Origin of the sequence: Streptomyces catenulae, from assembly GCF_000718015.1 — a bacterium.
Classification (GTDB): Bacteria; Actinomycetota; Actinomycetes; order Streptomycetales; family Streptomycetaceae; genus Streptomyces; species Streptomyces catenulae.
Genome location: NZ_JODY01000004.1, coordinates 68,906 through 95,652 on the forward strand (window position 1 = coordinate 68,906; position 26,747 = coordinate 95,652).

The 26,747-nt window shown below is 71.0% G+C and carries 26 protein-coding genes; 3 read left to right on the top strand and 23 right to left on the bottom strand.

All coding sequences use genetic code 11. The features are described from left to right. Positions 1 to 65 precede the first annotated feature (65 nt). On the bottom strand, positions 66 to 914 hold the full coding sequence (locus IF23_RS0106305; RefSeq protein ID WP_030280692.1) for a 3-hydroxyacyl-CoA dehydrogenase family protein: 849 nt from the start codon (positions 912 to 914) through the stop codon (positions 66 to 68). Positions 915 to 1,167: 253 nt separating this feature from the next. Here IF23_RS0106305 and IF23_RS0106310 point away from each other — a divergent pair, with 253 nt between their 5' ends. Then, on the top strand, positions 1,168 to 1,740 hold the full coding sequence (locus IF23_RS0106310) for a cob(I)yrinic acid a,c-diamide adenosyltransferase (protein WP_030280694.1): 573 nt from the start codon (positions 1,168 to 1,170) through the stop codon (positions 1,738 to 1,740). Positions 1,741 to 1,784: 44 nt separating this feature from the next. On the opposite strand, the gene IF23_RS0106315 is transcribed toward IF23_RS0106310, so the two are convergent. Continuing rightward, positions 1,785 to 2,357 carry a hypothetical protein gene (locus IF23_RS0106315; RefSeq protein ID WP_051739301.1) on the bottom strand — a complete coding sequence of 191 codons (573 nt, stop codon included), beginning with the start codon at positions 2,355 to 2,357 and terminating at the stop codon, positions 1,785 to 1,787. Positions 2,358 to 2,518: 161 nt separating this feature from the next. On the opposite strand from IF23_RS0106315, the gene IF23_RS0106320 reads away from it, so the two are divergent. Beyond that, positions 2,519 to 3,751 (top strand): sensor histidine kinase, encoded by a 1,233-nt coding sequence (locus IF23_RS0106320; RefSeq protein ID WP_037677524.1) that lies wholly within the window; start codon positions 2,519 to 2,521, stop codon positions 3,749 to 3,751. Continuing rightward, positions 3,748 to 4,434 (top strand): response regulator, encoded by a 687-nt coding sequence (locus IF23_RS0106325; RefSeq protein ID WP_030280700.1) that lies wholly within the window; start codon positions 3,748 to 3,750, stop codon positions 4,432 to 4,434. The genes IF23_RS0106320 and IF23_RS0106325 overlap by 4 nt, the downstream gene beginning before the upstream one ends. Positions 4,435 to 4,552: 118 nt before the next feature. On the opposite strand, the gene IF23_RS0106330 is transcribed toward IF23_RS0106325, so the two are convergent. The 21 genes from IF23_RS0106330 to thrC all read right to left on the bottom strand — a co-directional run bounded on the left by IF23_RS0106330 (position 4,553) and on the right by thrC (position 26,740). Further along, a complete protein-coding gene (locus IF23_RS0106330) occupies positions 4,553 to 5,002 on the bottom strand; it encodes a DUF2550 domain-containing protein (RefSeq protein WP_030280702.1) in 450 nt (149 codons plus the stop codon). A gap of 148 nt (positions 5,003 to 5,150) precedes the next feature. Then, positions 5,151 to 5,534 (bottom strand): F0F1 ATP synthase subunit epsilon, encoded by a 384-nt coding sequence (locus IF23_RS0106335; RefSeq protein WP_018087383.1) that lies wholly within the window; start codon positions 5,532 to 5,534, stop codon positions 5,151 to 5,153. A 108-nt stretch (positions 5,535 to 5,642) separates the two neighbouring features. Continuing rightward, positions 5,643 to 7,097, bottom strand: a complete 1,455-nt coding sequence (atpD, locus tag IF23_RS0106340) for a F0F1 ATP synthase subunit beta (protein WP_030280705.1) — start codon at positions 7,095 to 7,097, stop codon at positions 5,643 to 5,645. Positions 7,098 to 7,102: 5 nt separating this feature from the next. Further along, complete coding sequence (locus IF23_RS0106345) at positions 7,103 to 8,026, bottom strand: F0F1 ATP synthase subunit gamma (RefSeq protein WP_030280706.1); 924 nt, start codon at positions 8,024 to 8,026, stop codon at positions 7,103 to 7,105. A gap of 20 nt (positions 8,027 to 8,046) precedes the next feature. Next, complete coding sequence (gene atpA, locus IF23_RS0106350) at positions 8,047 to 9,639, bottom strand: F0F1 ATP synthase subunit alpha (protein ID WP_030280707.1); 1,593 nt, start codon at positions 9,637 to 9,639, stop codon at positions 8,047 to 8,049. A gap of 215 nt (positions 9,640 to 9,854) precedes the next feature. Next, entirely contained in the window at positions 9,855 to 10,670 is an 816-nt protein-coding gene (locus IF23_RS0106355; RefSeq protein ID WP_030280708.1) for a F0F1 ATP synthase subunit delta, read from the bottom strand. Then, positions 10,667 to 11,230, bottom strand: a complete 564-nt coding sequence (locus IF23_RS0106360; RefSeq protein ID WP_030280710.1) for a F0F1 ATP synthase subunit B — start codon at positions 11,228 to 11,230, stop codon at positions 10,667 to 10,669. Before IF23_RS0106360 ends, IF23_RS0106355 begins: the two co-directional genes overlap by 4 nt. Before the next feature lie 47 nt (positions 11,231 to 11,277). Further along, positions 11,278 to 11,520, bottom strand: a complete 243-nt coding sequence (gene atpE / locus IF23_RS0106365; RefSeq protein ID WP_030280712.1) for an ATP synthase F0 subunit C — start codon at positions 11,518 to 11,520, stop codon at positions 11,278 to 11,280. 76 nt (positions 11,521 to 11,596) lie between these two features. Then, positions 11,597 to 12,394, bottom strand: a complete 798-nt coding sequence (atpB, locus tag IF23_RS0106375) for a F0F1 ATP synthase subunit A (protein ID WP_030280714.1) — start codon at positions 12,392 to 12,394, stop codon at positions 11,597 to 11,599. A gap of 279 nt (positions 12,395 to 12,673) precedes the next feature. Then, positions 12,674 to 13,111 carry a Cg1360 family ATP-synthase-associated protein gene (locus tag IF23_RS0106380; RefSeq protein WP_030280715.1) on the bottom strand — a complete coding sequence of 146 codons (438 nt, stop codon included), beginning with the start codon at positions 13,109 to 13,111 and terminating at the stop codon, positions 12,674 to 12,676. A 301-nt stretch (positions 13,112 to 13,412) separates the two neighbouring features. Then, positions 13,413 to 14,756, bottom strand: a complete 1,344-nt coding sequence (locus tag IF23_RS0106385) for an MraY family glycosyltransferase (protein ID WP_030280717.1) — start codon at positions 14,754 to 14,756, stop codon at positions 13,413 to 13,415. Positions 14,757 to 14,897: 141 nt separating this feature from the next. After that, positions 14,898 to 16,226 carry a serine hydroxymethyltransferase gene (locus IF23_RS0106390; protein ID WP_030280719.1) on the bottom strand — a complete coding sequence of 443 codons (1,329 nt, stop codon included), beginning with the start codon at positions 16,224 to 16,226 and terminating at the stop codon, positions 14,898 to 14,900. Positions 16,227 to 16,534: 308 nt separating this feature from the next. After that, positions 16,535 to 17,266, bottom strand: coding sequence for an arsenate reductase/protein-tyrosine-phosphatase family protein (locus IF23_RS0106395; protein WP_425423804.1), 732 nt, complete (start codon positions 17,264 to 17,266; stop codon positions 16,535 to 16,537). Beyond that, entirely contained in the window at positions 17,263 to 17,910 is a 648-nt protein-coding gene (locus IF23_RS0106400) for an L-threonylcarbamoyladenylate synthase (RefSeq protein ID WP_030280723.1), read from the bottom strand. Before IF23_RS0106400 ends, IF23_RS0106395 begins: the two co-directional genes overlap by 4 nt. Positions 17,911 to 17,960: 50 nt before the next feature. Continuing rightward, a complete protein-coding gene (gene prmC / locus IF23_RS0106405; protein ID WP_030280725.1) occupies positions 17,961 to 18,806 on the bottom strand; it encodes a peptide chain release factor N(5)-glutamine methyltransferase in 846 nt (281 codons plus the stop codon). A 45-nt stretch (positions 18,807 to 18,851) separates the two neighbouring features. Further along, complete coding sequence (prfA, locus tag IF23_RS0106410) at positions 18,852 to 19,931, bottom strand: peptide chain release factor 1 (RefSeq protein ID WP_030280727.1); 1,080 nt, start codon at positions 19,929 to 19,931, stop codon at positions 18,852 to 18,854. Between the two features lie 164 nt (positions 19,932 to 20,095). Continuing rightward, positions 20,096 to 20,320, bottom strand: coding sequence for a 50S ribosomal protein L31 (rpmE, locus tag IF23_RS0106415; RefSeq protein ID WP_030280728.1), 225 nt, complete (start codon positions 20,318 to 20,320; stop codon positions 20,096 to 20,098). 221 nt (positions 20,321 to 20,541) lie between these two features. Then, positions 20,542 to 21,666, bottom strand: coding sequence for an LCP family protein (locus IF23_RS0106420; RefSeq protein WP_030280730.1), 1,125 nt, complete (start codon positions 21,664 to 21,666; stop codon positions 20,542 to 20,544). 368 nt (positions 21,667 to 22,034) lie between these two features. Continuing rightward, positions 22,035 to 24,038 carry a transcription termination factor Rho gene (gene rho, locus IF23_RS0106425; RefSeq protein WP_030280732.1) on the bottom strand — a complete coding sequence of 668 codons (2,004 nt, stop codon included), beginning with the start codon at positions 24,036 to 24,038 and terminating at the stop codon, positions 22,035 to 22,037. Positions 24,039 to 24,415: 377 nt separating this feature from the next. After that, on the bottom strand, positions 24,416 to 25,333 hold the full coding sequence (gene thrB, locus IF23_RS0106430) for a homoserine kinase (RefSeq protein WP_030280733.1): 918 nt from the start codon (positions 25,331 to 25,333) through the stop codon (positions 24,416 to 24,418). Between the two features lie 321 nt (positions 25,334 to 25,654). Continuing rightward, positions 25,655 to 26,740 carry a threonine synthase gene (gene thrC, locus IF23_RS0106435; protein WP_051739303.1) on the bottom strand — a complete coding sequence of 362 codons (1,086 nt, stop codon included), beginning with the start codon at positions 26,738 to 26,740 and terminating at the stop codon, positions 25,655 to 25,657. Positions 26,741 to 26,747 lie beyond the last annotated feature (7 nt).

A 26,747-nucleotide genomic window follows, 5' to 3' on the forward strand; every position in this document is an offset into this window, starting at 1 on the left:
ATCACGTCAGCATCCCTGGACGGACCTCCTCCTGAGCCTTCCAGGATGCCAGGCCGCGCCGCCGATCAGTGCGCGTAGAACCCGTGGCCGCTCTTCCGGCCGATGTCCCCGGCGTCGACCATCCGCCGCATGATCTCCGGCGGCGCGAACTTCTCGTCCTGCGACTCCGCGTAGATGTTGTCGGTGGCGTGCAGCAGGATGTCGACGCCGGTGAGGTCGGCGGTGGCCAGCGGGCCCATCGCGTGACCGAACCCCAGCTTGCACGCCAGGTCGATGTCCTCGGCGCTCGCCACGCCCGACTCGTAGAGCTTCGCCGCCTCGACGACCAGCGCGGAGATCAGCCGGGTGGTGACGAAACCGGCGACGTCGCGGTTGACGACGATGCAGGTCTTGCCGACGGACTCGGCGAACTCCCGCGCCGCGGCGAGCGTTTCGTCACTGGTCTTGTAGCCGCGCACCAGCTCGCACAGCTGCATCATCGGCACCGGCGAGAAGAAGTGCGTCCCGACGACCCGCTCCGGGCAGGAGGTGGCCGCGGCGATCTTCGTGATCGGGATCGCGGAGGTGTTGGAGGCGAGGACCGCGTCGTCCTTGGCGAGCTTGTCGAGCGCCTGGAAGATCTCCCGCTTGACCTCGATCTTCTCGAAGACCGCCTCGACGACGACGTCCGCGTCGCCGACCGCGTCCAGATCGGTCGTGGTGGTGATCCGGGCCAGCGCCTGCTCCGCGGCGTCCGCGTCCAGCTTCCCCTTGGCGACGAACTTCGCGTACGACGCCTCGATACCGCCCCTGCCGCGGGCCAGCGCCCCGTCCGTCACATCGCGGAGCACCACGTCCCACCCCGCCTGGGCGGAGACCTGCGCGATACCGGATCCCATGAGTCCGGCACCGATGACGGCGAGCTTCTTTGCCACTGCTGTCCCCTCACACCCTGTGTGTTCCAGATTCGGTCAAGGTGACGTTATCCGTACTGAGCGATCGTTTGGTAGGTAAGAGACACGCGTCACGCCCGCCCCGGACGAACTGCGCCCGATGGCCCGCCCGTCCGTGTCCGGCGTCACCCGGAAGGCCGTCAGGGCGCCCCGTACGCGGCGCAGTTCGGGCACCGCGTACGGCCGCGCCCGGCGCTCCCGGGCCGCCCGGCGGGGCGCCGCGTACGCTCGTGCCATGGTGAATCTGACGCGTATCTACACCCGCACCGGCGACAAGGGCACCACCGCCCTGGGCGACATGAGCCGCACCGCCAAGACTGACCGCCGGATCGCCGCCTACGCGGACACCAACGAGGCCAACGCGGCGCTCGGCGTGGCGCTGGCCCTCGGCGAACTGCCCGAGGAGGTCCGGGCGGTGCTGCTGCGCGTGCAGAACGACCTCTTCGACGTCGGCGCCGACCTGTCCACCCCGGTCGTCGAGGACCCGAAGTACCCGCCGCTGCGCGTCGAGCAGAGCTACATCGACAAGCTGGAGGCGGACTGCGACCACTTCCTGGAGCGGTTGGAGAAGCTGCGCAGCTTCATCCTCCCCGGCGGGACGGCCGGTGCCGCCCTGCTCCACCAGGCGTGCACGGTCGTCCGCCGCGCCGAGCGCGCGACATGGGCGGCGTTCGAGGAGCACGGCGAGACCATGAACCCGCTCACCGCCACCTACCTCAACCGCCTCTCCGACCTGCTCTTCATCCTGGCCCGTACGGCCAACAAGGAGGTCGGGGACGTGCTGTGGGTGCCGGGCGGCGAGCGGTAGCCGAGGGCGGTCCGGGCCGACCCCCGTGGCGGCCCGGACCACGTTCAGTGCAGCACCTTCGGGGGACGCGCCGTCTCCGCCTCCCCCACCGGCGCCTTCTTCGGCCAGAGCAGGTACGACAGGGCGATCACCCCGTGGATGGCGACCAGCCGGGCCATGGTGAGCTGCCAGCCCCGCAGCGTCGCGGTGTCGCCGTCGCCGACGTACCACACGGCCAGCTGGAGCAGCCCGGCCGCGACCGCGCCCATCGCGACCGTCCGCAGCCACAGCTTCCCCTCGTGACGGGCGCGGGCCAACCCGTGGCGCGGCGGCTTCGGGGGCCGCCCGGCGCCGCCGAAGCGGTGCGCGACATGGCCGTCGGCCCAGCGGATCGTGTAGTGCCCGTAGGCGACGGTGTAGCCGATGTAGACGGCGGCCAGGCCGTGCTTCCAGTCCGCCGTGGCGCCGTTGCGCAGATCGATCGCGGTGACGATCAGCAACGCCAGCTCCAGCAGCGGCTCCAGCAGCAGTACGGCGGCGCCGGTACGCGGCATCCGGCACACGTACCGCAGCGTCAGACCGGCCGCGAGCAGCACCCAGAAACCGACCTCGCAGGCGACGATCAACGTGACGACCATGGTGTTCCTCCTCCGGGACCCCTCCAGGCTGCCGCCGCCACCCGGCCCGGGGCGTCGTCGCCGCCGACGATTCCCGCTGCATCTTTCGATGTACCGGCCGCCCCGCGACGACCACCCGTGACGTGGAGGCGGGCGGCGCCCGGGCCGTGTTGGATGGACGGGTGCCACCGCTTCCCCGCCTCTCCCGCCCGCACCGCGACGACGTCCTCATCGCGGCCGCCGGGCTGCTCGGCGGGGTGCTCCTGTGGGTGCTGGGGCTCCAGGGGAGGCCACTGATCGCCGCGGTGCCGCCGTGGCTCTCCCTGGTCGCGCTGGCCGTCGCCACCGGGGCCGAACTGCTGCGCCGCACCGCACCCCTGACCGGCCTGGCACTCGCCACCGCCGCCCTCACCCTCGACACCTGCGCCGGAACGCTCCTCGCCACCGTCGTGATGTTCACCGACCTCGTCTACGCCGCGGTCCTCCACGGCGGTCCCCGCGCGGCCCGCCGCATCCCCCCGGCCACCGCGCTCGCGACCGTCCTCGGCACGCTGATCGCACTCGCCGTGGCCCGCGCCCCCGAGGCGCTCTTCGTCGGCGTCTTCCTCGGACTGCTCACCCTCACGCCCGCCTCGACGGGCCTGATCGTCCGCCACCACCGGGACGCCGCGCAGGCGGCCCGGCTGCGGGCCGAGCAGACCGCGCTGCTCGCCGAGATGGACCGGGCGCAGGCGGTCACCGCGGAGCGCGCGCGGATGGCCCGGGAGCTGCACGACGTGGTCGCCGGACATCTGTCGGCCATCGCCCTGCACACCACCGCCGCGCAGACCCTCGACGATCCGGCCGCGACCCGCGAGGCGCTCGGCGTCATCCGCGAGAACAGCGTGCAGGGGCTGGCCGAGATGCGCCGCCTCATCGGACTGCTCCGCGCCTCCGGCGGCGCCGAGGCAGACGGCGAACCCGCCGCCGTCCCCACCCTCGACGGCCTCCCGGCGCTCCTCGCCCGGGCCCGCGCGGCCGGTGCGGGCGACGGCCTCGCCTTCCGGCTGGACGACGCCCGCCGGGAGAACGGCGACACCGCCCGCCTGCCCGCCCCCGTCGAACTGGCCGCCTACCGCATCGTCCAGGAATCCGTGACCAACGCCCTCAAGCACGCCGCGCCCGGCGAGGTCACCGTCCGCCTCGCCCGGCCGCCGGACGGCCCGCTCACCGTCGTCGTGACCAGCCCGTACGGCGTCCGCCGCGGGCCGGGCGCGGCGCGGGTGCCGGGCTCCGGCGCCGGGCTGACCGGTATGCGCGAGCGCGCCGCCCTGCTCGGCGGCGGCTGCGACGCGGGCCCGGCGGACGGCCCCGGCGGCCCCGTGTGGCGCGTCGCGGCGACCCTTCCCGCCACCGAGGAGACACCCCCGCCATGACCGGCACTCCCCCGCGCACGCTGCGCATCGTCGTCGCCGAGGACCAGTCCGCCGTCCGCGCCGGACTCGTCCTCATCCTCCGCTCCGACCCCGCGATCGAGGTCGCCGGGGAGGCGGCGGACGGCGAGGAGGCGATCCGCCTCGCCCGCGAGCTGAGCCCCGACCTCGTCCTCATGGACGTCCAGATGCCCCGGCTCGACGGCGTCTCGGCCACCCGCCGGATCGTCGCCGAGGGGCTGGCGGACGTCCTGGTGCTGACCACCTTCGACCTCGACGCGTACGTCTTCGGCGCCCTGCGCGCGGGGGCCGCCGGGTTCCTGCTCAAGGACATGGACGCGACGGCGCTGCTGGCCGCGGTGCACACGGTGGCCGCCGGGGACGGCATCGTCGCCCCCGCGGTCACCCGACGGCTGATCGCCGAGTTCGCCGGGACCTCGCCGTCCCGGGAGCGTACGGAGCCCGCGCCCGATCCGGCGGTGCTGGAGACGCTGACCCGGCGGGAGCGCGAGGTGCTGGGCGTCCTGGGCCGCGGTCTGTCGAACGCCGAGGCCGCGATCCGGCTGGAGATGGCCGAGGCGACCGTGAAAACCCACGTCAGCCGCCTGCTGGCCAAACTGGGCCTCCGCAGCCGGGTACAGGCGGCCGTCCTGGCCCAGGAACTGGGCGTGGAACCACCGGAGTAGCCGTACGACGTACGAAAGCCGCTCAGGCCACGTTGACCCAGAGGCGCCCGATCTCAGGCCACATTGACCCTCCCCCCGGACTCCGTCCGGGGGCACCCCCTTCCAGCGGGGCTCCACCTCAGGCCACATTGACCCGCTGGCCGGGCGGTGCCGCCTCCAGCCAGGCGAGGAAACCGGTGAGGGCGTCCTCGCTCATCGCCAGTTCCAGGCGGGTGCCGCTGTGGCGGCAGACGAGGACGACGGAGTCGGAGAGGAGCGCCAGCTCCTCCTCGCCCTGCGGGGTGCGGCGCTCGACGACCTCGATGGCGGAGCGCTCCAGGATGCGGCGGGGCCGCGGCGCGTAGGAGAAGACCCGGAACCACTCGACGCGGTCACCGTTGTAGCGCGCCACGCCGTAGATCCAGCCCTTGCCGCTGGGCTCGCGCTCCTCCTCCGGTACGTCCCAGCGCAGGCTGCAGTCGAAGGTGCCGCCGGAACGCTGGATGAGCCGCCGCCGCAGCCCGAAGACGAACAGCCCCAGCAGCACCAGCACCACGACCGCGCCGCTCACGAGCAGAGCGAGGACCATCTCGACCGACCTCCTCGCCTCTGTGGGGGATCCCCGCGCCGGGTCGGGCGCGAGGGAGGGAAACGCACCTGCATTGCCTCAGCCGCGGGCCGCTCCGGAAGTCTCCGGGCAGCCCGCGGCTGAGGATCGATCTCGTCGGTGACGGGGCTCAGTGAACGCCCGTCACCGCGCGCAGCCGGACATCGGCGCGACGCTCGGCGGCCGCGTCAGCGTCCGACTTCGCTCGCTCCAGTGCCCGCTCCGCGCGCTGGACATCGATCTCGTCCGACAGCTCGGCGATCTCCGCGAGCAGAGACAGCTTGTTGTCGGCGAACGAGATGAAGCCGCCGTGCACCGCGGCGACGACAGTACCGTCCCCGCTCTCGCCGGTCGTACGGATCGTCACCGGGCCCGACTGCAGCACGCCGAGCAGCGGCTGGTGTCCGGGCATGACGCCGATGTCGCCCGACGAGGTGCGCGCGACGACCAGGCTGGCCTCACCGGACCAGACCTGCCGGTCCGCTGCGACCAACTCGACGTGCAGCTCAGCCACGATGGCTCCTCGGGTCTCCACCTGCCGGGTCCGGCAGATGTTGGGTCAAATACTAGTGGTCGTACGGGCCGGGGGCGGCCAGGGCCGCCCCCGGTGCCGAGGCCGGGGTCAGGAGACGCCCAGCTCCTTGGCGTTCCGCTCCAGGTCCTCGATGCCACCGCACATGAAGAAGGCCTGCTCGGGGAAGTGGTCGTACTCGCCGTCCGCGATGGCGTTGAAGGCGTGGATCGACTCGTCGAGCGAGACGTCCGAACCGTCGACGCCGGTGAACTGCTTCGCGACGTGGGTGTTCTGCGAGAGGAACCGCTCGATACGACGGGCGCGGTAGACGGTGAGCTTGTCTTCCTCACCCAGCTCGTCGATACCCAGAATCGCGATGATGTCCTGGAGGTCCTTGTACTTCTGCAGGATCGTCTTGACGCGCATCGCGCAGTCGTAGTGGTCCTGCGCGATGTAGCGCGGGTCCAGGATCCGGGACGTCGAGTCCAGCGGGTCGACCGCCGGGTAGATGCCCTTCTCCGAGATCGGACGGGACAGCACGGTCGTCGCGTCCAGGTGGGCGAAGGTGGTCGCCGGCGCCGGGTCGGTCAGGTCGTCCGCGGGGACGTAGATCGCCTGCATCGAGGTGATCGAGTGACCACGGGTCGAGGTGATGCGCTCCTGGAGGAGGCCCATCTCGTCCGCCAGGTTCGGCTGGTAACCCACCGCGGACGGCATACGGCCGAGCAGCGTGGAGACCTCGGAACCCGCCTGGGTGTACCGGAAGATGTTGTCGATGAAGAAGAGGACGTCCTGCTTCTGGACGTCACGGAAGTACTCCGCCATCGTCAGACCGGCCAGGGCGACGCGCAGACGGGTGCCCGGGGGCTCGTCCATCTGACCGAAGACCAGCGCGGTCTTGTCGATGACGCCGGAGTCCGTCATCTCCTCGATGAGGTCGTTGCCCTCACGGGTGCGCTCACCGACACCGGCGAACACCGACACACCGTCGTGGTTGTTGGCCACGCGGTAGATCATTTCCTGGATCAGAACGGTCTTGCCGACACCGGCACCACCGAACAGACCGATCTTGCCGCCCTTGACGTACGGGGTCAGCAGGTCGATGACCTTGACGCCGGTCTCGAACATCTCGGTCTTGGACTCGAGCTGGTCGAAGGAGGGCGCCTTGCGGTGGATCGGCCAGCGCTCGGAGACCTGGGCGGCCGCCTCGGGCTTGTTCAGGATCTCGCCGAGGGTGTTGAAGACCTTGCCCTTGGTGATGTCACCGACGGGCACGGTGATGCCCGTGCCGGTGTCGGTCACCGCGGCCTGGCGGACCAGACCGTCGGTGGGCTGCATCGAGATCGCCCGGACGAGGCCGTCACCCAGGTGCTGGGCGACCTCGAGGGTCAGGGTCTTGGTCGCGCCCTGCTCGGCAGGGTCCTCGACGTCGACGTGCAGCGCGTTGTAGATGTCCGGCATCGCGTCGACGGGGAACTCCACGTCGACGACCGGGCCGATGACCCGCGAGACGCGGCCTGCGGCCACGCCCGACGCGGCGGTCGGCTCAACAGTGGTGGTCATAGTTGTCAGTCACTCCCCGCGGTCGCGTCGGCCAGGGCGCTCGCGCCACCGACGATCTCGCTGATTTCCTGGGTGATTTCGGCCTGGCGGGCCGCGTTGGCAAGCCGCGAGAGCGACTTGATGAGCTCTTCGGCGTTGTCGGTGGCCGACTTCATCGCGCGCCGCGTGGCAGCGTGCTTCGAGGCGGCGGCCTGGAGCAGCGCGTTGTAGATCCGCGACTCGACATACCGCGGCAGCAGGGCGTCGAGGACGTCCTCCGCCGAGGGCTCGAACTCGAAGAGGGGGAGGATCTCCCCGCCCTTCGCCGACTCCTCCTGCTCGTCCGCGGCGGAGCCGAGGCTGAGCGGCAGCAGCCGGTCGTCGAGCGCCGTCTGCGTCATCATCGACACGAACTCCGTGAAGACGATGTGGAGTTCATCCACACCACCGTCGGCGGTGTCCTTCTGCACGGCGGCGATCAGCGGCGCGGCGACCGCCTTCGCGTCGGCGTACGTCGGGCTGTCGGTGAAGCCGGTCCACGACTCCTGCACCGTCCGCTCGCGGAAGGCGTAGTACGACACGCCCTTGCGCCCGACGATGTAGGCGTCGACCTCCTTGCCCTCGGCCCGGAGCCGCTCGGTGAGCTGCTCCGCGGCCTTGATGACGTTGGAGGAGTAGCCGCCGGCCAGACCGCGGTCGCTCGTGATGAGCAGCAGCGCGGCGCGGGCCGGCCGCTCCGCCTCGGTCGTGAGCGGGTGCTGGGTGTTCGAGCCGGTGGCAACCGCCGTCACCGCGCGGGTCAGTTCACTCGCGTACGGCGTCGATGCCGCCACCTGACGCTGCGCCTTGACGACGCGCGAGGCGGCGATCATCTCCATCGCCTTGGTGATCTTCTTGGTCGCGGTGACGGAGCGGATGCGACGCTTGTAGACCCGGAGCGAGGCTCCCATGGATCAGGTCCCTTCCGTCGTCACTTGGCGGTGCTGACCGGAGCGTCCTCACCGAGAAGCTTGCCGTCCGAGGTCTCGAACTGCTGCTTGAAGGCGGCGACGGAATCGGTGAGCGCCTGGATGGTGTCGTCGGACATCTTGCCGCCCTCGACGATGCTGACCAGCAGGTCCTTCTTCTCCCGGCCCAGGTAGTCCAGGAGCTCCCGCTCGAAGCGGCGGATGTCCTCGACGGGGACGTCGTCCATCTTGCCGGTGGTACCGGCCCAGATGGAGACGACCTGGTCCTCGACGGGGTACGGGGCGTACTGACCCTGCTTGAGCAGCTCGGTCATGCGCTTACCGCGCTCCAGCTGGGCCTTCGAGGCGGCGTCCAGGTCGGAACCGAAGGCGGCGAACGCCTCCAGCTCGCGGTACTGGGCGAGGTCCACACGGAGACGGCCGGAGACCTGCTTCATGGCCTTGTGCTGAGCGGAACCACCGACACGGGAGACGGAGATACCGACGTTCAGCGCCGGGCGCTGGCCCGCGTTGAACAGGTCGGACTCCAGGAAGCACTGGCCGTCGGTGATGGAGATGACGTTGGTCGGGATGAACGCCGACACGTCGTTCGCCTTGGTCTCGACGATCGGGAGACCCGTCATCGAACCGGCACCCAGCTCGTCGGAGAGCTTCGCGCAACGCTCCAGCAGACGCGAGTGCAGGTAGAAGACGTCGCCCGGGTACGCCTCACGGCCCGGCGGGCGGCGCAGCAGCAGGGACACGGCGCGGTAGGCGTCGGCCTGCTTCGAGAGGTCGTCGAAGATGATCAGGACGTGCTTGCCCTGGTACATCCAGTGCTGACCGATGGCCGAGCCGGTGTAGGGCGCCAGGTACTTGAAGCCCGCCGGGTCGGACGCCGGGGCGGCGACGATGGTGGTGTACTCCAGGGCACCGGCCTCCTCCAGCGCGCCGCGCACGGACGCGATGGTGGAGCCCTTCTGGCCGACGGCGACGTAGATGCAGCGGACCTGCTTCTTCGGGTCGCCCGAGCGCCAGTTGTCGCGCTGGTTGATGATCGTGTCGACGGCCAGCGCGGTCTTGCCGGTCTGGCGGTCGCCGATGATCAGCTGACGCTGGCCACGGCCGATCGGGACCATCGAGTCGACGGCCTTGTAGCCGGTCTGCATCGGCTCGTGGACCGACTTACGGACCATGACGCCCGGAGCCTGCAGCTCCAGGGCGCGGCGGCCCTCGGACTCGATCTCGCCGAGGCCGTCGATCGGGTTGCCCAGCGGGTCGACGACGCGGCCGAGGTAGCCCTCGCCCACGGCGACCGAGAGCACCTCACCGGTGCGCTGCACCGGCTGGCCCTCCTCGATCCCGTTGAACTCGCCGAGGACGACGGCACCGATTTCGCGCTCTTCGAGGTTGAGCGCGAGGCCGAGGGTGCCGTCCTCGAACTTCAGCAGTTCGTTCGCCATCGCCGAGGGAAGGCCCTCGACCTTCGCGATGCCGTCACCGGCCTCGCTGACCGTGCCGACCTCCTCGCGCGAGGCCGCGTCCGGCTTGTACGCCTGGACGAAGTTCTCCAGCGCGTCCCGGATCTCCTCCGGCCGGATCGTGAGCTCCGCCATCTGGGTTCCCTGCTCTCCTTGTTGGGCCCGAAGTTACTTGCGGGGGTCTGGGGGTTACGTCCCCAGGGGGTTTCCGCCTACGGCCCAACTCGGGCCGCCGTCGTGCTTGTGCTGTCTCCCGGCGCGGGCTCCCGGCCGCGGCCGGACCTCTCGGTCCGGCCCGTCGGTGCCGCCGCCCTGCCGCCGGTGGTGCAGCTCTTGAGTTGGTGGCTGGGTCAGCCGGCCATCCGCCGTGCCGCCTCGTCGAGGCGGTCCGCGATGCTCCCGTTGATGACCTCGTCGCCGATCCGGACCTGCACACCGCCGAGGACCTCGGGGTCCACGTCGAGGTTCAGGTGGATCTGCCGTCCGTAGACGTTCGCCAGCGCGGCGGCGAGGCGCGTGCGCTGAGCTCCGTCCATCGGCACCGCCGTGGTGACCACCGCGACCATGCGGTCGCGTCGGTGCGCGGCCAGCTTGGAGAGGGCGTCGAGCCCTGCTTCCAGGCTACGGCCTCGCGGCTGTGCCACGAGCCGGCCCACGATCCGCGCGGTCACCGGGTTGGCCCGGCCGCCCAGCAGCGTGGTCACCAGCTCGGTCTTGGCGGCGACCGAGGCGTTGCGATCGGTCAGCGCGCGGCGCAGGTCGCCGTTGGAGGTGAGGATCCGGCCGAACCGGAACAGCTCGTCCTCGACGTCGTCGAGCCGGCCGGACCGCTGTGCCGCGGCGAGGTCGGCGCTGTAGGACAGCTCCTCCATCGCGTCGGCGAGGTCGCGCGAACGCGACCAGCGGGACCGGACCATGCCGGACACCAGGGCGGCGGCCGGGCCGCCGATCTTGGTGCCGAGCAGGCGGTCGGCCAGCTCGGCCCGCGCCTCGCCGGACTGCGCCGGGTCGGTCAGGACCCGACGCAGCGAGACCTCGCGGTCGAGCAGAGCGGTGACGGCAGCCAGCTCCTCGGCGAGCGTCGCCGCGTCGACGGACGCGTTGTCCGTCTGCGCGTCGAGCTGCTCGCGTGCGGAGGCGAGTGCCTCGCGGCTCGCTCCGTTCATCGGCCGGCCTCAGCCTTCGTCGTGTCCGACGCCGCCTTGGCCTCGAGCTCGTCGAGGAAGCGGTCGATGGTCCGGCTCTGTCGGGCGTGGTCCTCGAGGGACTCGCCGACGAGCTTGCCGGCCAGGTCGGTGGCGAGCTTGCCCACGTCCTGGCGCAGGGACAGCGCGGCCTGCTTGCGGTCGGCCTCGATCTGGGCGTGACCGGCAGCGATGATTTCCTCACGCTGCCGCTGGCCCTCGGCGCGCATCTCGGCGATGAGCGTCGCGCCCTGCTCCTGCGCCTCCTGGCGCAGGCGCGCGGCCTCGTGGCGGGCGTCGGCGAGCTGGGCCCGGTAGTCCTCCAGGACCTGCTGGGCCTCGGCCTGAAGGGCCTCCGCCTTCTCCATGCCGCCTTCGATGCTCTCGCGGCGCTCGTCCAGAACCTTGTTGATGTTCGGGAGGAGCTTCTTGGCGAGGAAACCGAAGACGATGAAGAAGGCGATCAGGCCGATGACAAGCTCTGGGATCGGCGGGATGAGCGGGTTCTCGGGAACCTCGACCTCACTCGCCAGGCTGACCAGGGTCACGTCAATGCCTTCCGTCTAAGGGTCGTCAGTGGGGCTTCGGTTTACTTGAAGACGAAGCCCATGACGATGCCGATGAGGGCGAGCGCCTCACAGAAGGCGAAACCCATGATCTGGTTGGTGCGGATCAGGCCGGCGGCCTCGGGCTGGCGGGCCAGGGCCTGGGTGCCGTTACCGAAGATGATGCCGACGCCGACGCCGGGGCCGATGGCGGCCAGGCCGTAACCGATCGCGCTGGCGCTGCCGGTGAACGCGTCTGCGGAGGCGAGGGTCTGGAGAGCGGACATGCCGGTTCTTCCTTCTCTTTCAAGTACCGGTGGGGGTTGGCCACCGGACGTCTGTGGGTTGAGGGAGGCGGGGTGCTCAGTGGTGCTCGGCGAGCGCGCCCTGCACGTAGTTGCAGGCCAGGAGGACGAAGACGTACGCCTGGACGGCCTGGATGAACAGCTCGAAGGCGGTCATCACGATGGTCATCACGAAGGAGGCGCCCGCGTAGACGAAGCCGACGCCGTTCGCCAGGTAGAAGCTCGCGACGGTGAACATCACGATCAGCATGTGGCCCGCGAACATGTTCGCGAAGAGTCGCACCGCGTGGGTGAAGGGCCGGATGATCAGGTTCGAGAGCAGCTCGATGATCATCAGCAGCGGGAGAACCCAGCCGAGCGACTTGTCGTAGCCGGAGAAGTTCTTGAGGGCGCCGACGAAGCCGTGCTTCTTGAAGGTCAGGCCCACCCACAGGAGCCAGACCAGAAGGGCCAGACCCGCGGGGAAGGCGATGACCGACGTCACCGGGAACTGGGCGACCGGAATGATCGACCAGAGGTTCATGATCCACACGAAGAAGAACAGCGCGACCATGAAGGGGACGTACTTCTCGCCCTCCTTCTTACCGAGCGCGTCGTACACGAGCCCGCGGCGCACGAAGTCGTAACCCGCCTCGGCCACCATCTGGAGCTTGCCCGGCACGACCTTGGCGCGACCGAAGGCGGCCCAGAAGAACCACACCACGACGACCGTGCTCAGCAGAGCCAGCAGCATCGGCTTGTTGAAGTTGAAGCCGCCGATGGTGAAGAGCGGATCGAAGACGAACGAATGAAGGCCCGGGGCCTCGAAGCCACACCCCGGGATGAAGAGGTGGCACTCCGTGTCGAAGGCGAGCATCGTTTCAGCACTCACCGCGGGCTCCTTCAGCGTGGCGCATGGGTACGGCAACCTCGTTGTGTCGGCGCGGCATTGAGCCACGGAGCGGCACTGGACTGGTCTTGCGGATTAGGGGGCGGCGTCTCGGCGCTGGGCCGGGTCGGATCGCAGGCATCGGCCACGAGGCCCACCGGCTCCAGCTCGTGGAACCCGGGTGCTCAGCCGCCTGCGCCAACTGTGCCGTAGTTGGCACCGGACGATAGCAGGCCCGCGATCGGGCTTTTATTCCGGCCCTACGTGTCACGTCGGCGACCCCGCCGTCTCCGCCTTCTTCGCCTCTGCGGAGTCGGGGTCCACGTAGAGAATCTTCGCCTTCATGTGACCGCGGGTCTGTGCAGCGATCCACACGAGGGTGGCGCCGAGCAGCGTGAAGGCAAATGCCTTCGTATCAAAGAGCGTTGTGTCCTTGAAAGCCAGCAGGAAGACCGCAACTGCCAGGATCTGCACGGAATAGAGCAGAAGGCCCATCATCTGGAAGAGATCCGGGAGCTTCTTCGCGGTCTGCTGCAGGATGACGAGTCCCGCTCCCATGACGAGCACCACCAACAGCGTGCCGATCACGGCACCGACGGCCCCCGCGCCACCCGCGAGCGCAGCGCTGACCGCGACGGCGACGACGCCGGCGACGAGCGTGGGCACAAGGGCATGAACGAGAAGTCGGGCGTCATTCGACTGCATGGCGGCGCTCCGGCAAGGGGTGGGGGTGTGTCGTCAGGGACGAGCGTAGACCCGGCCGGCGGAAGAACCTGCTGAGTCCAAAGGCCCCGCGCTGGGCGGACCTTCGACTCTGTCGCCGAGTCTCGTGAACGGTATCACAAACTATTTGATGAGGTCTTTACCTCTATGGTGTGCCGCCTGTCACACGTGAGCGTGACCCCGCCCTTCGGTGCAGCGACAGGCAGCACTTTGTCTGCTATAGCGGCAAGTCACCCGATTTAGCGACGCGGTTGACGGACGTCCGTGACGTCGCACACCGGTTTCAGTGGTGACTGTCCGCCCGGCACCGATCCACGAAGCGTGACCGCTCGCCGATCGCGGTGGCGCCGTGCAGCCCCGCGGCGACCGCCTCACGCGCCTCGTCCCGCTCCTCGCGCACACCCTCCGCGGACTCCCCCGCGACGGCGTCGGCGGGCTCGGGGCGGACGATCCGGCGGTAGCGCGGCGGCACGATGCGCTGCGCCCACATCGGCGCCCGCGGGGTGAACCGCGGCAGCAGGAGCAGCACCAGCCCGACGGCGCTCAGCAGCACGATGCCCAGGACGATCCACATGCTCGCGTTGTTGACCGAGTAGGCGACCGCGCCGAACGCGATCAGCGCCGACCAGAAGTACATGATCAGGACAGCGCGGCTGTGGGAATGACCGATTTCCAGCAGCCGGTGGTGGAGGTGCCCGCGGTCCGCGGCGAACGGCGACTGGCCGTTCCACGTACGCCGGACGATCGCCAGGATCAGGTCGGCGACCGGCACCGCGATGACGGTCAGCGGCAGCAGCAGCGGGATGTAGACCGGCACCATCGAGTGCGTCGCCTCGCGGATACCGCCGGTCTTCAGGCTGAGCAGGTCCGGGTCGACCTGCCCGGTCACCGACACCGCGCCCGCCGCCATCACCAGGCCGATCAGCATCGATCCCGAGTCGCCCATGAAGATCCGCGCGGGGTGCATGTTGTGCGGCAGGAAGCCCAGGCACATGCCCATCAGCACCACCGAGAACAGCGTCGCGGGCGCCGCCGCCTCGATGCCGTAGCCGAACCACATCCGGTACGCGTACATGAAGAACGCCGCGGCGGCGATGCACACCATGCCGGAGGCGAGGCCGTCGAGACCGTCGACGAAGTTCACCGCGTTGATGGTGATGACGACCAGCGCGACGGTCAGCAGCGTGCCCTGCGTCGGCGACGGCAGGTACGTGCCGACGCCGGGGATCGGGATGTAGAGGATCGTCAGACCCTGGAGGACCATCACGCCCGCGGCGACCATCTGGCCGCCGAGCTTGACCAGCGCGTCCACGCCCCACTTGTCGTCCAGGACGCCCAGCAGCCAGATCAGCGCGGCGCCGGAGAGCAGGGCCCGCGGTTCGTTGGAGTCCGCGAAGACGCTCTTGAGATTGGTCAGATGGGAGGCGACCAGAAGGCCCGCGCACAACCCGCCGAACATCGCGATACCGCCGAGCCGGGGCGTCGGCTCGCGGTGGACGTCACGGGCCCGGATCTCCGGCATCGCCCCGGCCGCGATGGCGAACTTGCGCACCGGGCCGGTCAGCAGATACGTCACCGCGGCCGTGACGCACAGCGTCAGCAGGTATTCACGCACGGGCTGCCCCACAGATATAGCTGGCCATCACAGCCCCACACCTTATGCGGGTCCACGACCGCGCCGTACACACAGGTGGCGGGCTGCCGGGTGACGGGCGTCCCACGCCGTCCCCGCGGTCTGTGACGGCGGGGAGCCGTGCGCGGTTCCCGCTCAGTTCCGGCCGGGATACGGCGGAAAACCACCGGCGAGCGCCGCGGTGCGCGGACGGACCGCGCCGTCGCCGCGCAGCGCCGCCCCGATCAGCTCCGCGATCCGCGCCATCTCCGCCTCGCCCATGCCCTGCGTCGTCACCGCCGCACTGCCCAGCCGGATGCCGGTCCGCCGGGCGGTGCCGTCGGGGCAGGCCAGCGCGCAGGTGTCGAGGACGATCCCGGCGGCGGCCAGCCGGGCCCGGGCGGTCTGCGCGTCGAGGCCCAGCGGTGCGGTGTCGGCGACGATCAGATGGGTGTCGGTGCCGCCGGTGGCGAGCGTCAGGCCCTGGTCGGCGAGGGCGGTGGCGAGCGCGCGGGCGTTGGCGACGGTCCGCCGGGCGTAGCCGCGGAACGCGTCGGTGGCCGCCTCGCGGAAGGCGACGGCCTTGGCGGCGACGGAGTTCATCTGCGCGCCGCCCTGCGAGAAGGGGAAGACCGCGCGGTCGATGCGCTCGGCGAGCCGCGCACCGCACAGGATCATGCCGCCGCGCGGCCCGCGCAGCACCTTGTGCGTGGTGGCGCAGACGACATCGGCGTACGGCACCGGGCTGGGCGCCACTCCCCCGGCGATCAGTCCGGCGGGGTGGGCGACGTCGGCGATGAGGTAGGCGCCGGTCTCGTCGGCGATGTCGCGGAAGGCGGCGTAGTCGACATGGCGCGGATAGGCGATCGAGCCGCAGACCAGGGCCTTCGGGCGGCGCTCGCGGGCCAGTGCGCGGACCGCGTCGAGGTCGAGGAGGCCGGTCTCCGCGTCGACGCCGTACCCGGCGAAGTCGAACCAGCGGCCGGAGAAGTTGGCGGGCGAGCCGTGGGTGAGGTGCCCGCCGTGCGGCAGGGACAGGGCCAGCACGGTGTCCCCGGGGCGCAGCAGGGCGGCGTAGGCGGCCAGGACGGCGGAGGAGCCGGAGTGGGGCTGGACGTTGGCGTGCTCGGCGCCGAAGAGGGCCCTGGCGCGCTCCACGGCGATCCGCTCGGCGAGGTCGACGATCTCGCAGCCACCGTGGTGGCGGGCGCCCGGATAGCCCTCCGCGTACTTGTTGGTGAGCGGGGAGCCGAGGGCGGCGAGGACCGCGGGCGAGGCGAAGTTCTCCGCGGCGATGAGCTGGAGCGTCTCGCTCTGCCGGGCGCTCTCGCCGATCAGCACCCCGGCGATCTCCGGGTCGGCGGCGGCCAGCGCCGTGAAGTCCGCCGGGCACGCCTCGGCGGCCGCCTCCGCCGCGTCCGGCGCGGTGTCCGGGCGCGCCTCGGCCGGTGACGTGCTGCGGGGTGACGCGGTGGTGGCGGACATGGCGCGCTCCGGGCCTCGTGCGGGGACTCACGTCCAATGTAGGCGCGGTACGGCGATCGGGCGCGGCGGCCGGGCAGCGGACGTACGGGCACGGCCACGGGGCCGGGAGAGGGGCGGCAGACGGCCGGGAGGAGCGGTCACGGCCGGGCCGGGAGGTGCGGGGGCCGGGCGCGCGGGCGTGGGGCCTGTGTGGCTCAGGATGCGGGCCCCGTGCGGCTCGGGGGTACGGGCCCGGTACGCGGACCCCGGTGTGCGGGTGGTCCGGGGCGGTTCCGCCGGGTGCCCGGCCGCCCGCCCGTGGCCGGGCGTCAGGCGCGGGCCGGGACCCCGGTGAGGGCGGTGACGACCGGGTCGAGGGCCTGGTTGATCTCGTCGCCGATGGAGCGGAAGAAGGTGATGGGGGCGCCGTAGGGGTCGTGGACCTCGTCGGACTCCGGGTCGGGCGCCAGCAGCCAGCCGCGGAGCGCGGCGGCGGCGCCGACCAGGGCGCGGGCCCGCTCGACCAGACCGTAGTCGGGCAGCTGCGGGTCGGGCTCCGGCAGGGTGGCCGGGTCTATCGCCCGGACCAGGCGGTTGAACTCCTTCAGCGTGAAGGTGCGCAGCCCCGCGGAGTGGCCCATCGAGATGACCTGGGCGCGGTGGTCGCGGGTGGCGGTCAGCACCAGGTCGGCGCGGATGACGTGCTCGTCGAGGAGTTCGCGGCCCAGGAATCCGGCCGGGTCGGCGCCGTAGTCGGCGAGGACCGTCGCGGCGTGCGTCTCCATGGGCGCGCCCTCGTGGCCCCAGGTACCGGCGCTCTCCACCACCAGGCCGCTGCAGCCCGCACCGCCCAGCCGCAGGTCGAGGGCGTGGCGGTGCAGCCGCTCGGTGATCGGCGAGCGGCAGACGTTACCGGTGCTGACGTGCAGGATCCGGAAGCGGGCGGGCGCGACCGGCGCCGCGGCGCGCGCCTGGACGGCGGCGGCGTAGCCGGACGGCGGCACCGACGGGAAGGCGGTCTCGCCGGGCCCCGTTATGCCGCGCCCCAGAGGCGCCATCAATTGGCCACCTCGAGCTCGGGCACGACCTTCCGCAGCTCCTCGGCGCTGAGGGCGCCCTCACGCAGCAGCACCGGGATCCGGCCGGTGACGTCGACGATGGAGGACGGCACGGCGGCGGGCGTGGGGCCGCCGTCGAGGTAGACGGAGACGGAGTCGCCGAGCATCGCCTGGGCGGCGTCGCAGTCCTGCGGGGAGGGGTGTCCCGTGAGGTTGGCGCTGGAGACCGCCATCGGGCCGAACTCGGTGAGCAGTTCGATGGCGACGGGGTGCAGCGGCATCCGCACCGCGACGGTGCCGCGGGTCTCGCCGAGGTCCCAGGTCAGCGACGGCTGGTGGGTGGCGACGAGGGTCAGCCCGCCGGGCCAGAACGCGTCGACCAGCTCCCACGCCTGCTCCGAGAAGTCGGTGACCAGGCCGTGCAGGGTGTTGGGCGAGCCGATGAGGACCGGTGAGGGCATACCGCGGCCGCGGCCCTTGGCCTCCAGCAGGTCGCCGACGGCGTCGGCGCTGAACGCGTCGGCGCCGATGCCGTAGACGGTGTCGGTCGGCAGGACGACCAGCTCGCCGCGGCGGACGGCCGACGCGGCCTCACGCAGACCGGTCGCGCGGTCGGTCGCGTCGCTGCAGTCGTATCGCCGTGCCATTTAACGGTCCTCCTCGTGCGGAACGGATACATCGGGCGTCGGGGTGCCCGTCATGGCGACACCCGGCGCGCGGTGGCGAAACGGGGCCGGTTGTTGAGGTCCGGGTGATCGGCCGCGTCGGCCCAGCCCCGTTCCTCGGCGAAGATCCACGGCACCTGGCCGCCCTGGGTGTCGGCGTGTTCGATCACGACGAGTCCGCCGGGCCGCAGCAGCCGGTGCGCGGTCCGCTCGATGCCCCGGATGGTGTCCAGCCCGTCCTCACCGGAGAACAGGGCCAGCTCGGGGTCGTGGTCGCGGGCCTCGGGGGCGACGTACTCCCACTCGGTGAGCGGGATGTACGGCGGGTTGGAGACGACCAGGTCCACCTGGCCGTCCAGCTCGGGCAGCGCGGTCAGCGCGTCGCCCTGGTGAAGGGTGACCCGCGAGCCCTCGACGTTGCGCCGGGCGTACGTCAGGGCCTGCTCGGACAGCTCCACGGCGTGCACCGTGGAGCGCGGCACCTCCTGCGCCAGCGCGAGGGCGATCGCCCCGGAGCCGGTGCACAGATCGACGATGACCGGCTCGACGACGTCCATCGCGCGCACCGCGTCTATGGCCCAGCCGACCACCGACTCGGTCTCCGGCCGGGGCACGAACACGCCCGGCCCGACGTGGAGTTCGAGGTAGCGGAAGAAGGCGCGGCCGGTGATGTGCTGGAGCGGTTCGCGGGCCTCGCGGCGGGCGATCGCCTCCCAGTACCGGGCGTCGAAGTCGGCGTCGGCGACCGTGTGCAGCTGGCTGCGCTTGACGCCGTGGACGTGCGCGGCCAGCTCCTCGGCGTCGAAGCGCGGTGAGGGCACGCCGGCGTCGGCCAACCGCTGGGTGGCCTGGGCCACCTCGGCGAGCAGCAGGTTCACGGGTTCCTCCAGCCGGGTCGTGCGGGCGTACGGGTGAGGCGGGTCTTACTGGGCGGCGGCGAGCTTGGCCGCCGAGTCGGCGTCCACGCATGCCTGGATGACCGGGTCCAGCTCACCGTCGAGCACCTGGTCCAGGTTGTACGCCTTGAAGCCGACGCGGTGGTCGGAGATGCGGTTCTCCGGGAAGTTGTACGTCCGGATGCGCTCGGAGCGGTCGACGGTGCGGACCTGGCTGCGGCGGGCGTCGGACGCCTCGCGCTCGGCCTCCTCCTGGGCGGCGGCCAGCAGCCGCGAGCGCAGGATGCGCATGGCCTGCTCCTTGTTCTGGAGCTGGCTCTTCTCGTTCTGGCAGGAGACGACGATGCCGGTCGGCAGGTGGGTGATGCGCACCGCGGAGTCGGTGGTGTTGACCGACTGGCCGCCCGGGCCGGAGGAGCGGTAGACGTCGATCCGCAGGTCGTTGGGGCCGATCTCGACCTCGACCTCCTCCGCCTCGGGCGTGACGAGCACACCGGCGGCGGAGGTGTGGATACGGCCCTGCGACTCGGTGGCGGGGACGCGCTGGACGCGGTGCACACCGCCCTCGTACTTCAGGCGGGCCCAGACGCCCTGGCCGGGCTCGGTGGCCCCGCCGCCGCCCTTGGTCTTCACGGCGACCTGGACGTCCTTGTAGCCGCCGAGGTCGGACTCGTTGGCTTCCAGGATCTCGGTCTTCCAACCGGCCCGCTCCGCGTAGCGCAGGTACATCCGCAGCAGGTCACCGGCGAAGAGCGCGGACTCCTCGCCGCCCTCACCCGCCTTGACCTCCAGGATGACGTCCTTGTCGTCGCTCGGGTCACGGGGCACGAGCAGCAGCCGCAGCTTCTCGGTCAGCTCGTCGCGCCGGGCGTCGAGTTCCTTGACCTCGTCGGCGAAGTCCGGGTCGTCCGCGGCGAGTTCGCGCGCGGTCTCCATGTCCTCGCCGGTCTGCTTCCAGGAACGGTAGGTGGAGATGATCGGGGTGAGTTCGGCGTAGCGCTTGTTGAGCCGCATCGCCTCGCGCTGGTCGGCGTGGACCGCGGGGTCGGCCAGCTTCTTCTCCAGACCGGCGTGCTCGCCGATCAGTTCCTCGACCGCCTCGAACATCGTGGGGTTCCTTAGCTGACTGGTGTTTCCGGGTGCCGGTCACCTGGTGCGGCTGCGCAGCCGCGGCGTTGCCGGACCCCCGGCCGGGTCCGTGGCCTGGACGACAAAACGCCGGTCCGGTCGCCCCTCGGAGGGGCGACCGGCAACCGGCGCCTTGCGGGTCGCTACTTCTTGGCCGAACCGGCGGTCTTGCCGAAGCGCGCCTCGAAGCGGGCCACGCGGCCACCGGTGTCCATGATCTTCTGCTTGCCCGTGTAGAACGGGTGGCACTCGGAGCAGACGTCGGCGCGGATGGTGCCGCCCTCGACGGTGCTACGGGTGGTGAAGGACGCGCCACAGGTGCAGCTGACCTGCGTCTCGACGTACTCCGGGTGGATGTCGCGCTTCAAGGGGATCTCCTAGGTTCGGGAGTGCTCCGGGTCGTGCCGCGGGTTTGCGTCACGTGAACCGGGGCCGACGGTCCAGTCTGCCAGGACTTGTCGCATCTCCCAAAACCGGGGTGGACCGACGGGTATTCCCCGCCCCCGCGGCGGGGAAACCCCGGGCGCCCGGCGGTTACCCGCCGTTCCCGGCCCTCCACATCGCGTGGCGGACCGGGCGGTTCCCCGAGCTACTTCACGTACGAGCCGGTGCCGCCCTTGTCGCCCGCGGAGTCCTTGAGCGCGGACTTCGGTATCGCGTGGTCCTGCCGCAGCGCCTGCCAGACCTGCTCGGTCTGCCGGGGCAGCGGGACGACCCGCGCCGGGTCGAGCTTGTCGTACTCCACGGGCAACGTGACCATGTGGATGCTGTCCGAGCCGATGCCGCCGAGGGTCTTGGCGAGACCGGTGAGCGCACCGATCGAGTTGAGGTCGGTGTCCGTGGTGACGGTCTTGGTCGCGGTGGACGCGATGTCGTAGAGCTTGGCCGGGCTGGTGAGCACGCCGACGTTCTTCACCTGCTGCATCAGCGCCTTGACGAAGGTCTGCTGGAGCTGGATACGCCCCAGGTCACTGCCGTCGCCGCCGGGGACGCCGTGCCGGGTGCGGACGAGCCCGAGGGACTGCTCGCCGGTGAGGACGTGGTGTCCGGCGGGCAGGTGGAGGTGGCTGGAGTTGTCGTCGATCGGCTTGCTGGTGGTGATTTCGACGCCGCCGAGCGCGTCGATGAGCTTCTTGAAGCCGGTGAAGTCGACCTCGACGAAGTGGTCCATCCGGATGCCGCTGAGCGATTCGACGGTCTTGACGGCGCACGCCGGGCCACCGACCTCGTAGGCGGTGTTGAACATCACCCGCTGTGCGCCCGCCACCTCCTTGCCGTCCTTCACGCAGGAGGGCCGGGTGATGAGGGTGTCGCGCGGGATGCTGACGACGCTCGCCTTCTTGTGGCCCTTGTAGACGTGCAGCACCATCGCGGTGTCGGAGCGCGCACCGCCCTCGTCGGCGCCGTACCGGGCGTTCTTCCCGGCCCGGGAGTCGGAGCCGAGGACGAGGATGTCGAGGGAGCCGTTGTCGACGTTCTCGGGCCGGTCCTTGCCGAGGGCGGCGTTGATGTCGATGCCCTTGAGGTTGCCGTTGAGCTGGTAGTAGACGTAGCCCAGCCCGGCGCCGGTGAGCAGCAGACAGCTCACCCCGGCGCAGAGCGTGATGGTCAGGGCGCGGCGGCGTCGGCTGGGTGCCTTGCGGCGGCGCCCGGTGGCGCGTATGCGGCTGCCGCGGCTCGCCGCCGTCCTCTGCGTCCCGTTGCTGTCGCCCATGTGCTCCTCGGTCCGTGTGCGCTGCCCCCGCCCGCCCCGTGCGGGCGGGGCGCGTCATGTCGTGGGAGACGGGGAGCCGGACGGAAGGGTTGCACAGCGCCCTGTACGGCCCGGGCGGGCGCACACCGGCGCACGCGCCCCGCCGATCGGCCGGTATGCCCCTCCTCACCTGGTGCGATGGCCGGTTTTCGGACATCACCAAGTGGACGGTTCCGGGCATCTCCTGTGCGAAAGGTCTCAGCGGGACACGTCCGGACGGAGGTATACGGACCGGTCGCCGGGCGGCTCACGCCGGACGGTCCCGGATGGCACGGAGCCCCCGCACTCGGAAGTGCGGGGGCTCCGTGGCGGCGTCGCGCGGCCGGGCGTCAGTCGTTGCCGTTGCCCGTGGTCGGCGTCGTCTTCTGGATCTGGAGCAGGAACTCCGCGTTGGACTTCGTCTGCTTCATCTTGTCGAGCAGCAGCTCGATCGCCTGCTGCTGGTCGAGGGCGTGCAGCACCCGGCGCAGCTTCCAGACGATGGCCAGCTCGTCGGCGCCCATCAGGATCTCCTCCTTCCGGGTGGACGACGCGTCGACGTCCACCGCGGGGAAGATCCGCTTGTCGGAGAGCTTGCGGTCGAGCTTGAGCTCCAGGTTGCCGGTGCCCTTGAACTCCTCGAAGATCACCTCGTCCATCCGCGAACCGGTCTCGACCAGCGCGGTGGCCAGGATGGTCAGCGAACCGCCGTCCTCGATGTTGCGCGCCGCGCCGAAGAACCGCTTCGGCGGGTAGAGCGCGGTCGAGTCGACACCACCGGACAGGATGCGGCCGGAGGCGGGCGCCGCGAGGTTGTACGCGCGGCCCAGACGGGTGATGGAGTCCAGCAGGACGACCACGTCGTGACCCAGCTCGACGAGGCGCTTGGCGCGCTCGATGGCCAGCTCGGCGACGGTGGTGTGGTCCTCGGCGGGGCGGTCGAAGGTCGAGGAGATGACCTCGCCCTTGACCGACCGCTGCATGTCGGTGACCTCTTCGGGCCGCTCGTCGACGAGGACGACCATCAGGTGGCACTCGGGGTTGTTGCGGGTGATCGAGTTGGCGATCGCCTGCATGATCATGGTCTTACCGGTCTTCGGCGGGGCCACGATCAGACCACGCTGGCCCTTGCCGATCGGCGTCACCAGATCGATGATCCGGGTCGTCAGGCCGCCCGACTCACCCTCCAGGCGCAGTCGCTCCTGCGGGTAAAGGGGCGTCAGCTTCCCGAACTCCGGGCGCTGGCGGCCCTGTTCGGGCGCCACGCTGTTGACGGTGTCGAGGCGGACCAGCGCGTTGAACTTCTCGCGCCGCTCGCCGTCCCGCGGCTGGCGGACCGCACCGGTGACGTGGTCACCCTTGCGCAGACCGTTCTTACGGACCTGGGCCAGCGAGACGTACACGTCGTTCGGGCCGGGCAGGTAGCCGGAGGTCCGGATGAACGCGTAGTTGTCGAGGATGTCGAGGATGCCCGCAACGGGGATCAGGACGTCGTCCTCGGAGACCTGCGGCTCGTTGCCGAAGTCCTCGCGCCCGCCGCGACGGCCCCGGCGGTCGCGGTAGCGGCCGCGGCGGCCACGGCGGCCACCCTCGAAGTCGTCGCCGTCGTCGTGGCGGTTGTCCCGCTGACGGCCCTGGCGGTCGCCCTGGTTGCCGGAGTCGTTGCCGTCGTTCTTGTTACGGCGGCCCTGCTGGCGGTCGCGGCGGTCGCCCTTCTGGCCGCGGTCCTGACGGTCCCCGCGGTCCTGGCGGTCGCCGCCCTTGTGCTGCTGGTCGGAGTGGTCGCCCTTGGCGGGACGCTCGTCGACGGCGGTGTCGGCCTTGCCCTTCGGCTCGGCCTTGGCGCCGTCCGCGCCCTCGGGGCTGCCCGCGGCCGCGGTGGCGCGGCGGCGACGGCGCTCACCGGCCGGCTGCTCGTCGCTGGCCGGCTGACCGGGGATGTCGATCTGCTGCTGACCGGCCTGCTTGTCGGCGCTCTTGTCGGCCTTGGCCGGCTTCTCGGCGGCCTTGGCGTCGCCCTCGCCCGTACGGGCCTTGGAGGTGGTACGGCGCTTGGGCTTGGTGTCGGTCTCGGCGGGCGCGTCGGCCTTGGTGGAGCCGGAGGAGCCCGCGGCCTGCCTCTCCTTGATGACCTCGATCAGCTGGCTCTTGCGCATCCGCGCGGTGCCCTTGATGCCGAGGCCGGAGGCGACCTGCTGCAGCTCTGCCAGGACCATGCCGTCGAGGCCGGTACCGGAACGGCGGCGCCGCGTGGTGCCGGCAGCACCGGTGGCAGGCGCGGCGGGAGCGTCCGTGGCGGGCGCGGTGGCACTGCCATCGGTGCGCACGCCCATCAGATCGGTGGTGTCGCTCACGAAGGGTCCTTCCCTGGAGCGGGCGTCGGCCTGTCTGGCTCGGCGACCGGTTGTGCTGTCCGGCTGGTGGTCCCGCGGTGTTGCGAACCGGGCCGGGGCGGTGGTCCCGCCGGATACGGCGGAAAGATCAGTTCATTGGTCCGGCGCGAAGGGATGCTGTGTGACCCATGTCCGTCACGCCGATTCCGGAGCGTGCTCATTCCTGCTCGGGCCATTGCTTCGAGCAGTTTGGGGGGCTCCCGGAAGAAAGGTGGTCCCGATAGGGACACGAAGCATCGCGCCACTCAGGCGTCGAGTACTGACTTGAGGTTAACACTACCGGATCCAACAAACATTCCCCCTTCCCAAGACCGGCAATCGTCGATCACCCGCGGCCGTCACCCGGCGAGCGGCAGGACGCACGTACCTGCCGCGTCGAGGGTCAGCCGGTTGGCCGCCCAGCCCTCTCCCGCCAGTGCGGCGACCTTGTCCGCCGAGCTCTCCTCGGCCAGGGCGAGCACCGTCGGGCCCGCACCGGAGATGACCGCGGGGACACCGTCCGCACGCAGTCGGTTCACCAGTGCCACGCTCTCCGGCATCGCGGGGGCGCGGTATTCCTGGTGAAGTCGGTCCTCGGTCGCGGCCAGCAGCAGCTCGGGGCGCCTGGTCAGCGCCTCGACGAGCAGTGCGGCGCGACCGGCGTTGGCCGCGGCGTCCACATGCGGGACGGTGCGCGGCAGCAGTCCGCGGGCGGTCTCGGTGAGCACCGGTTTCCCGGGGACGAAGACGACGGGGACGACCGAGTCGGCCGGCTCCATCCGGATGGCGCGGGCCGCCCCGGTGTCCGTCCAGGCGAGGGTGAATCCGCCGAGCAGACAGGCGGCGACGTTGTCGGGGTGGCCCTCGATCTCGGTGGCCAGCTCCAGCAGCGCGGTGTCGTCGAGCCGCTGTTCACCACCGATGGTGACGGCGCGGGCGGCGACGATCCCGGCACAGATGGCCGCCGACGACGAGCCGAGGCCACGGCCGTGCGGGATGCGGTTGGCACAGACGATTTCCAGCCCGCGCGGCTGCCCGCCGAGCAGGTCGAAGGCGGTGCGCAGGGAGCGTACGAGGAGATGGCTCTCGTCGCGCGGGAGGGTCTCACTGCCCTCACCTGCGATGTCTACGTGCAGACCGGAGTCGGCGACCCGCACCACGACATCGTCGTACAGCCCCAGCGACAGGCCGAGGGCGTCGAAGCCGGGGCCGAGATTGGCGCTGGTGGCGGGGGTGCGCACCCGGACGGCGGCGGCACGGAACGCGGGACCGGCCATCGCTCGATGACTCTCCTTGATTGATGCTGCGGTACTGCCCCGCGCCACCGCGGCGCCGAGGCGCCCGGCCGGCCGGCGGGGACTGTGTCTGACCTGCCCTGCACACCACTGCGTCATGCCGTGCGGAGGGGAGTTGGCTGCCAGCCTATCGAAGGAAGGTTCTGTGGCGACATAGGGCGCACGGGAGGCGCACGATGCGTGTCGCACGCCGAGCCGTGCCCCACTTCCGACTTTGCAGCCTTTGCACTCTTTGCTGCACGGCGGGTCACCTGCCCGGGGAGCCGGTGACCCGCCGTACGCCCGACGTGTGCGGTTGCGGAGTTACACGAGACCGAGGCGCTGGGCCGCGGCGTCCGCGTCGATCGGGACGGTGACGGGCTGCGGCGCACCGGCCACCGCCCAGTCGGGGTCCTTGAGGCCGTTGCCGGTCACCGTGCAGACGATGCGCTGACCGGGGTCGACCTTGCCCTCGTCGGCGGCCTTGAGCAGTCCGGCGACCGAGGCGGCCGACGCGGGCTCCACGAAGACGCCCTCCTGCGCGGCCAACAGCCGGTAGGCGGCCAGGATCTGACGGTCCGTCACCTCATCGATGGCGCCGCCCGACTCGTCCCGCGCCTGCTCCGCGAAGGACCACGAGGCCGGGTTGCCGATGCGAATGGCGGTGGCGATGGTGTGCGGGTCCTTGACGACCTCGCCGCGCACGATCGGGGCGCTGCCGGACGCCTGGAAGCCCCACATCCGCGGGGTGTGCGAGGCGATGCCGTCGGCGGCGTATTCGCGGTAGCCCCGCCAGTACGCGGTGATGTTGCCGGCGTTGCCGACGGGCAGCACATGGATGTCGGGCGCGTCGCCGAGCATGTCGACGATCTCGAACGCCGCGGTCTTCTGGCCCTCGATACGCACAGGGTTGACGGAGTTCACAAGTGCGACCGGATATTTGTCCGAAAGTCCACGGGCGAGCGTCAGACAGTCGTCGAAGTTGCCGTCGATCTGCAGGATCTTCGCGCCGTGCACCAGCGCCTGCCCCATCTTGCCGAGGGCGATCTTGCCCTGCGGGACGAGCACCGCGCAGACCATCCCGGCGCGCACCGCGTACGCGGCGGCGGAGGCGGAGGTGTTGCCGGTGGAGGCGCAGATCACCGCCTTGGCGCCCTCCTCCTTGGCGCGCGTGATGGCCATCGTCATCCCGCGGTCCTTGAAGGATCCGGTGGGGTTGGCACCCTCGACCTTGAGGTGCACCTCGCAGCCGGTGCGCTCGGACAGCACCTGCGCGGGGACCAGCGGCGTGCCGCCCTCCCGCAGGGTGACCGCCTCGGTCGTGTCGCTGACCGGCAGCCGGTCACGGTATTCCTCGATGATTCCGCGCCACTGACCGTTCGCGGCGGACGCGGTGGAATTGGCAGACATGGGTTCC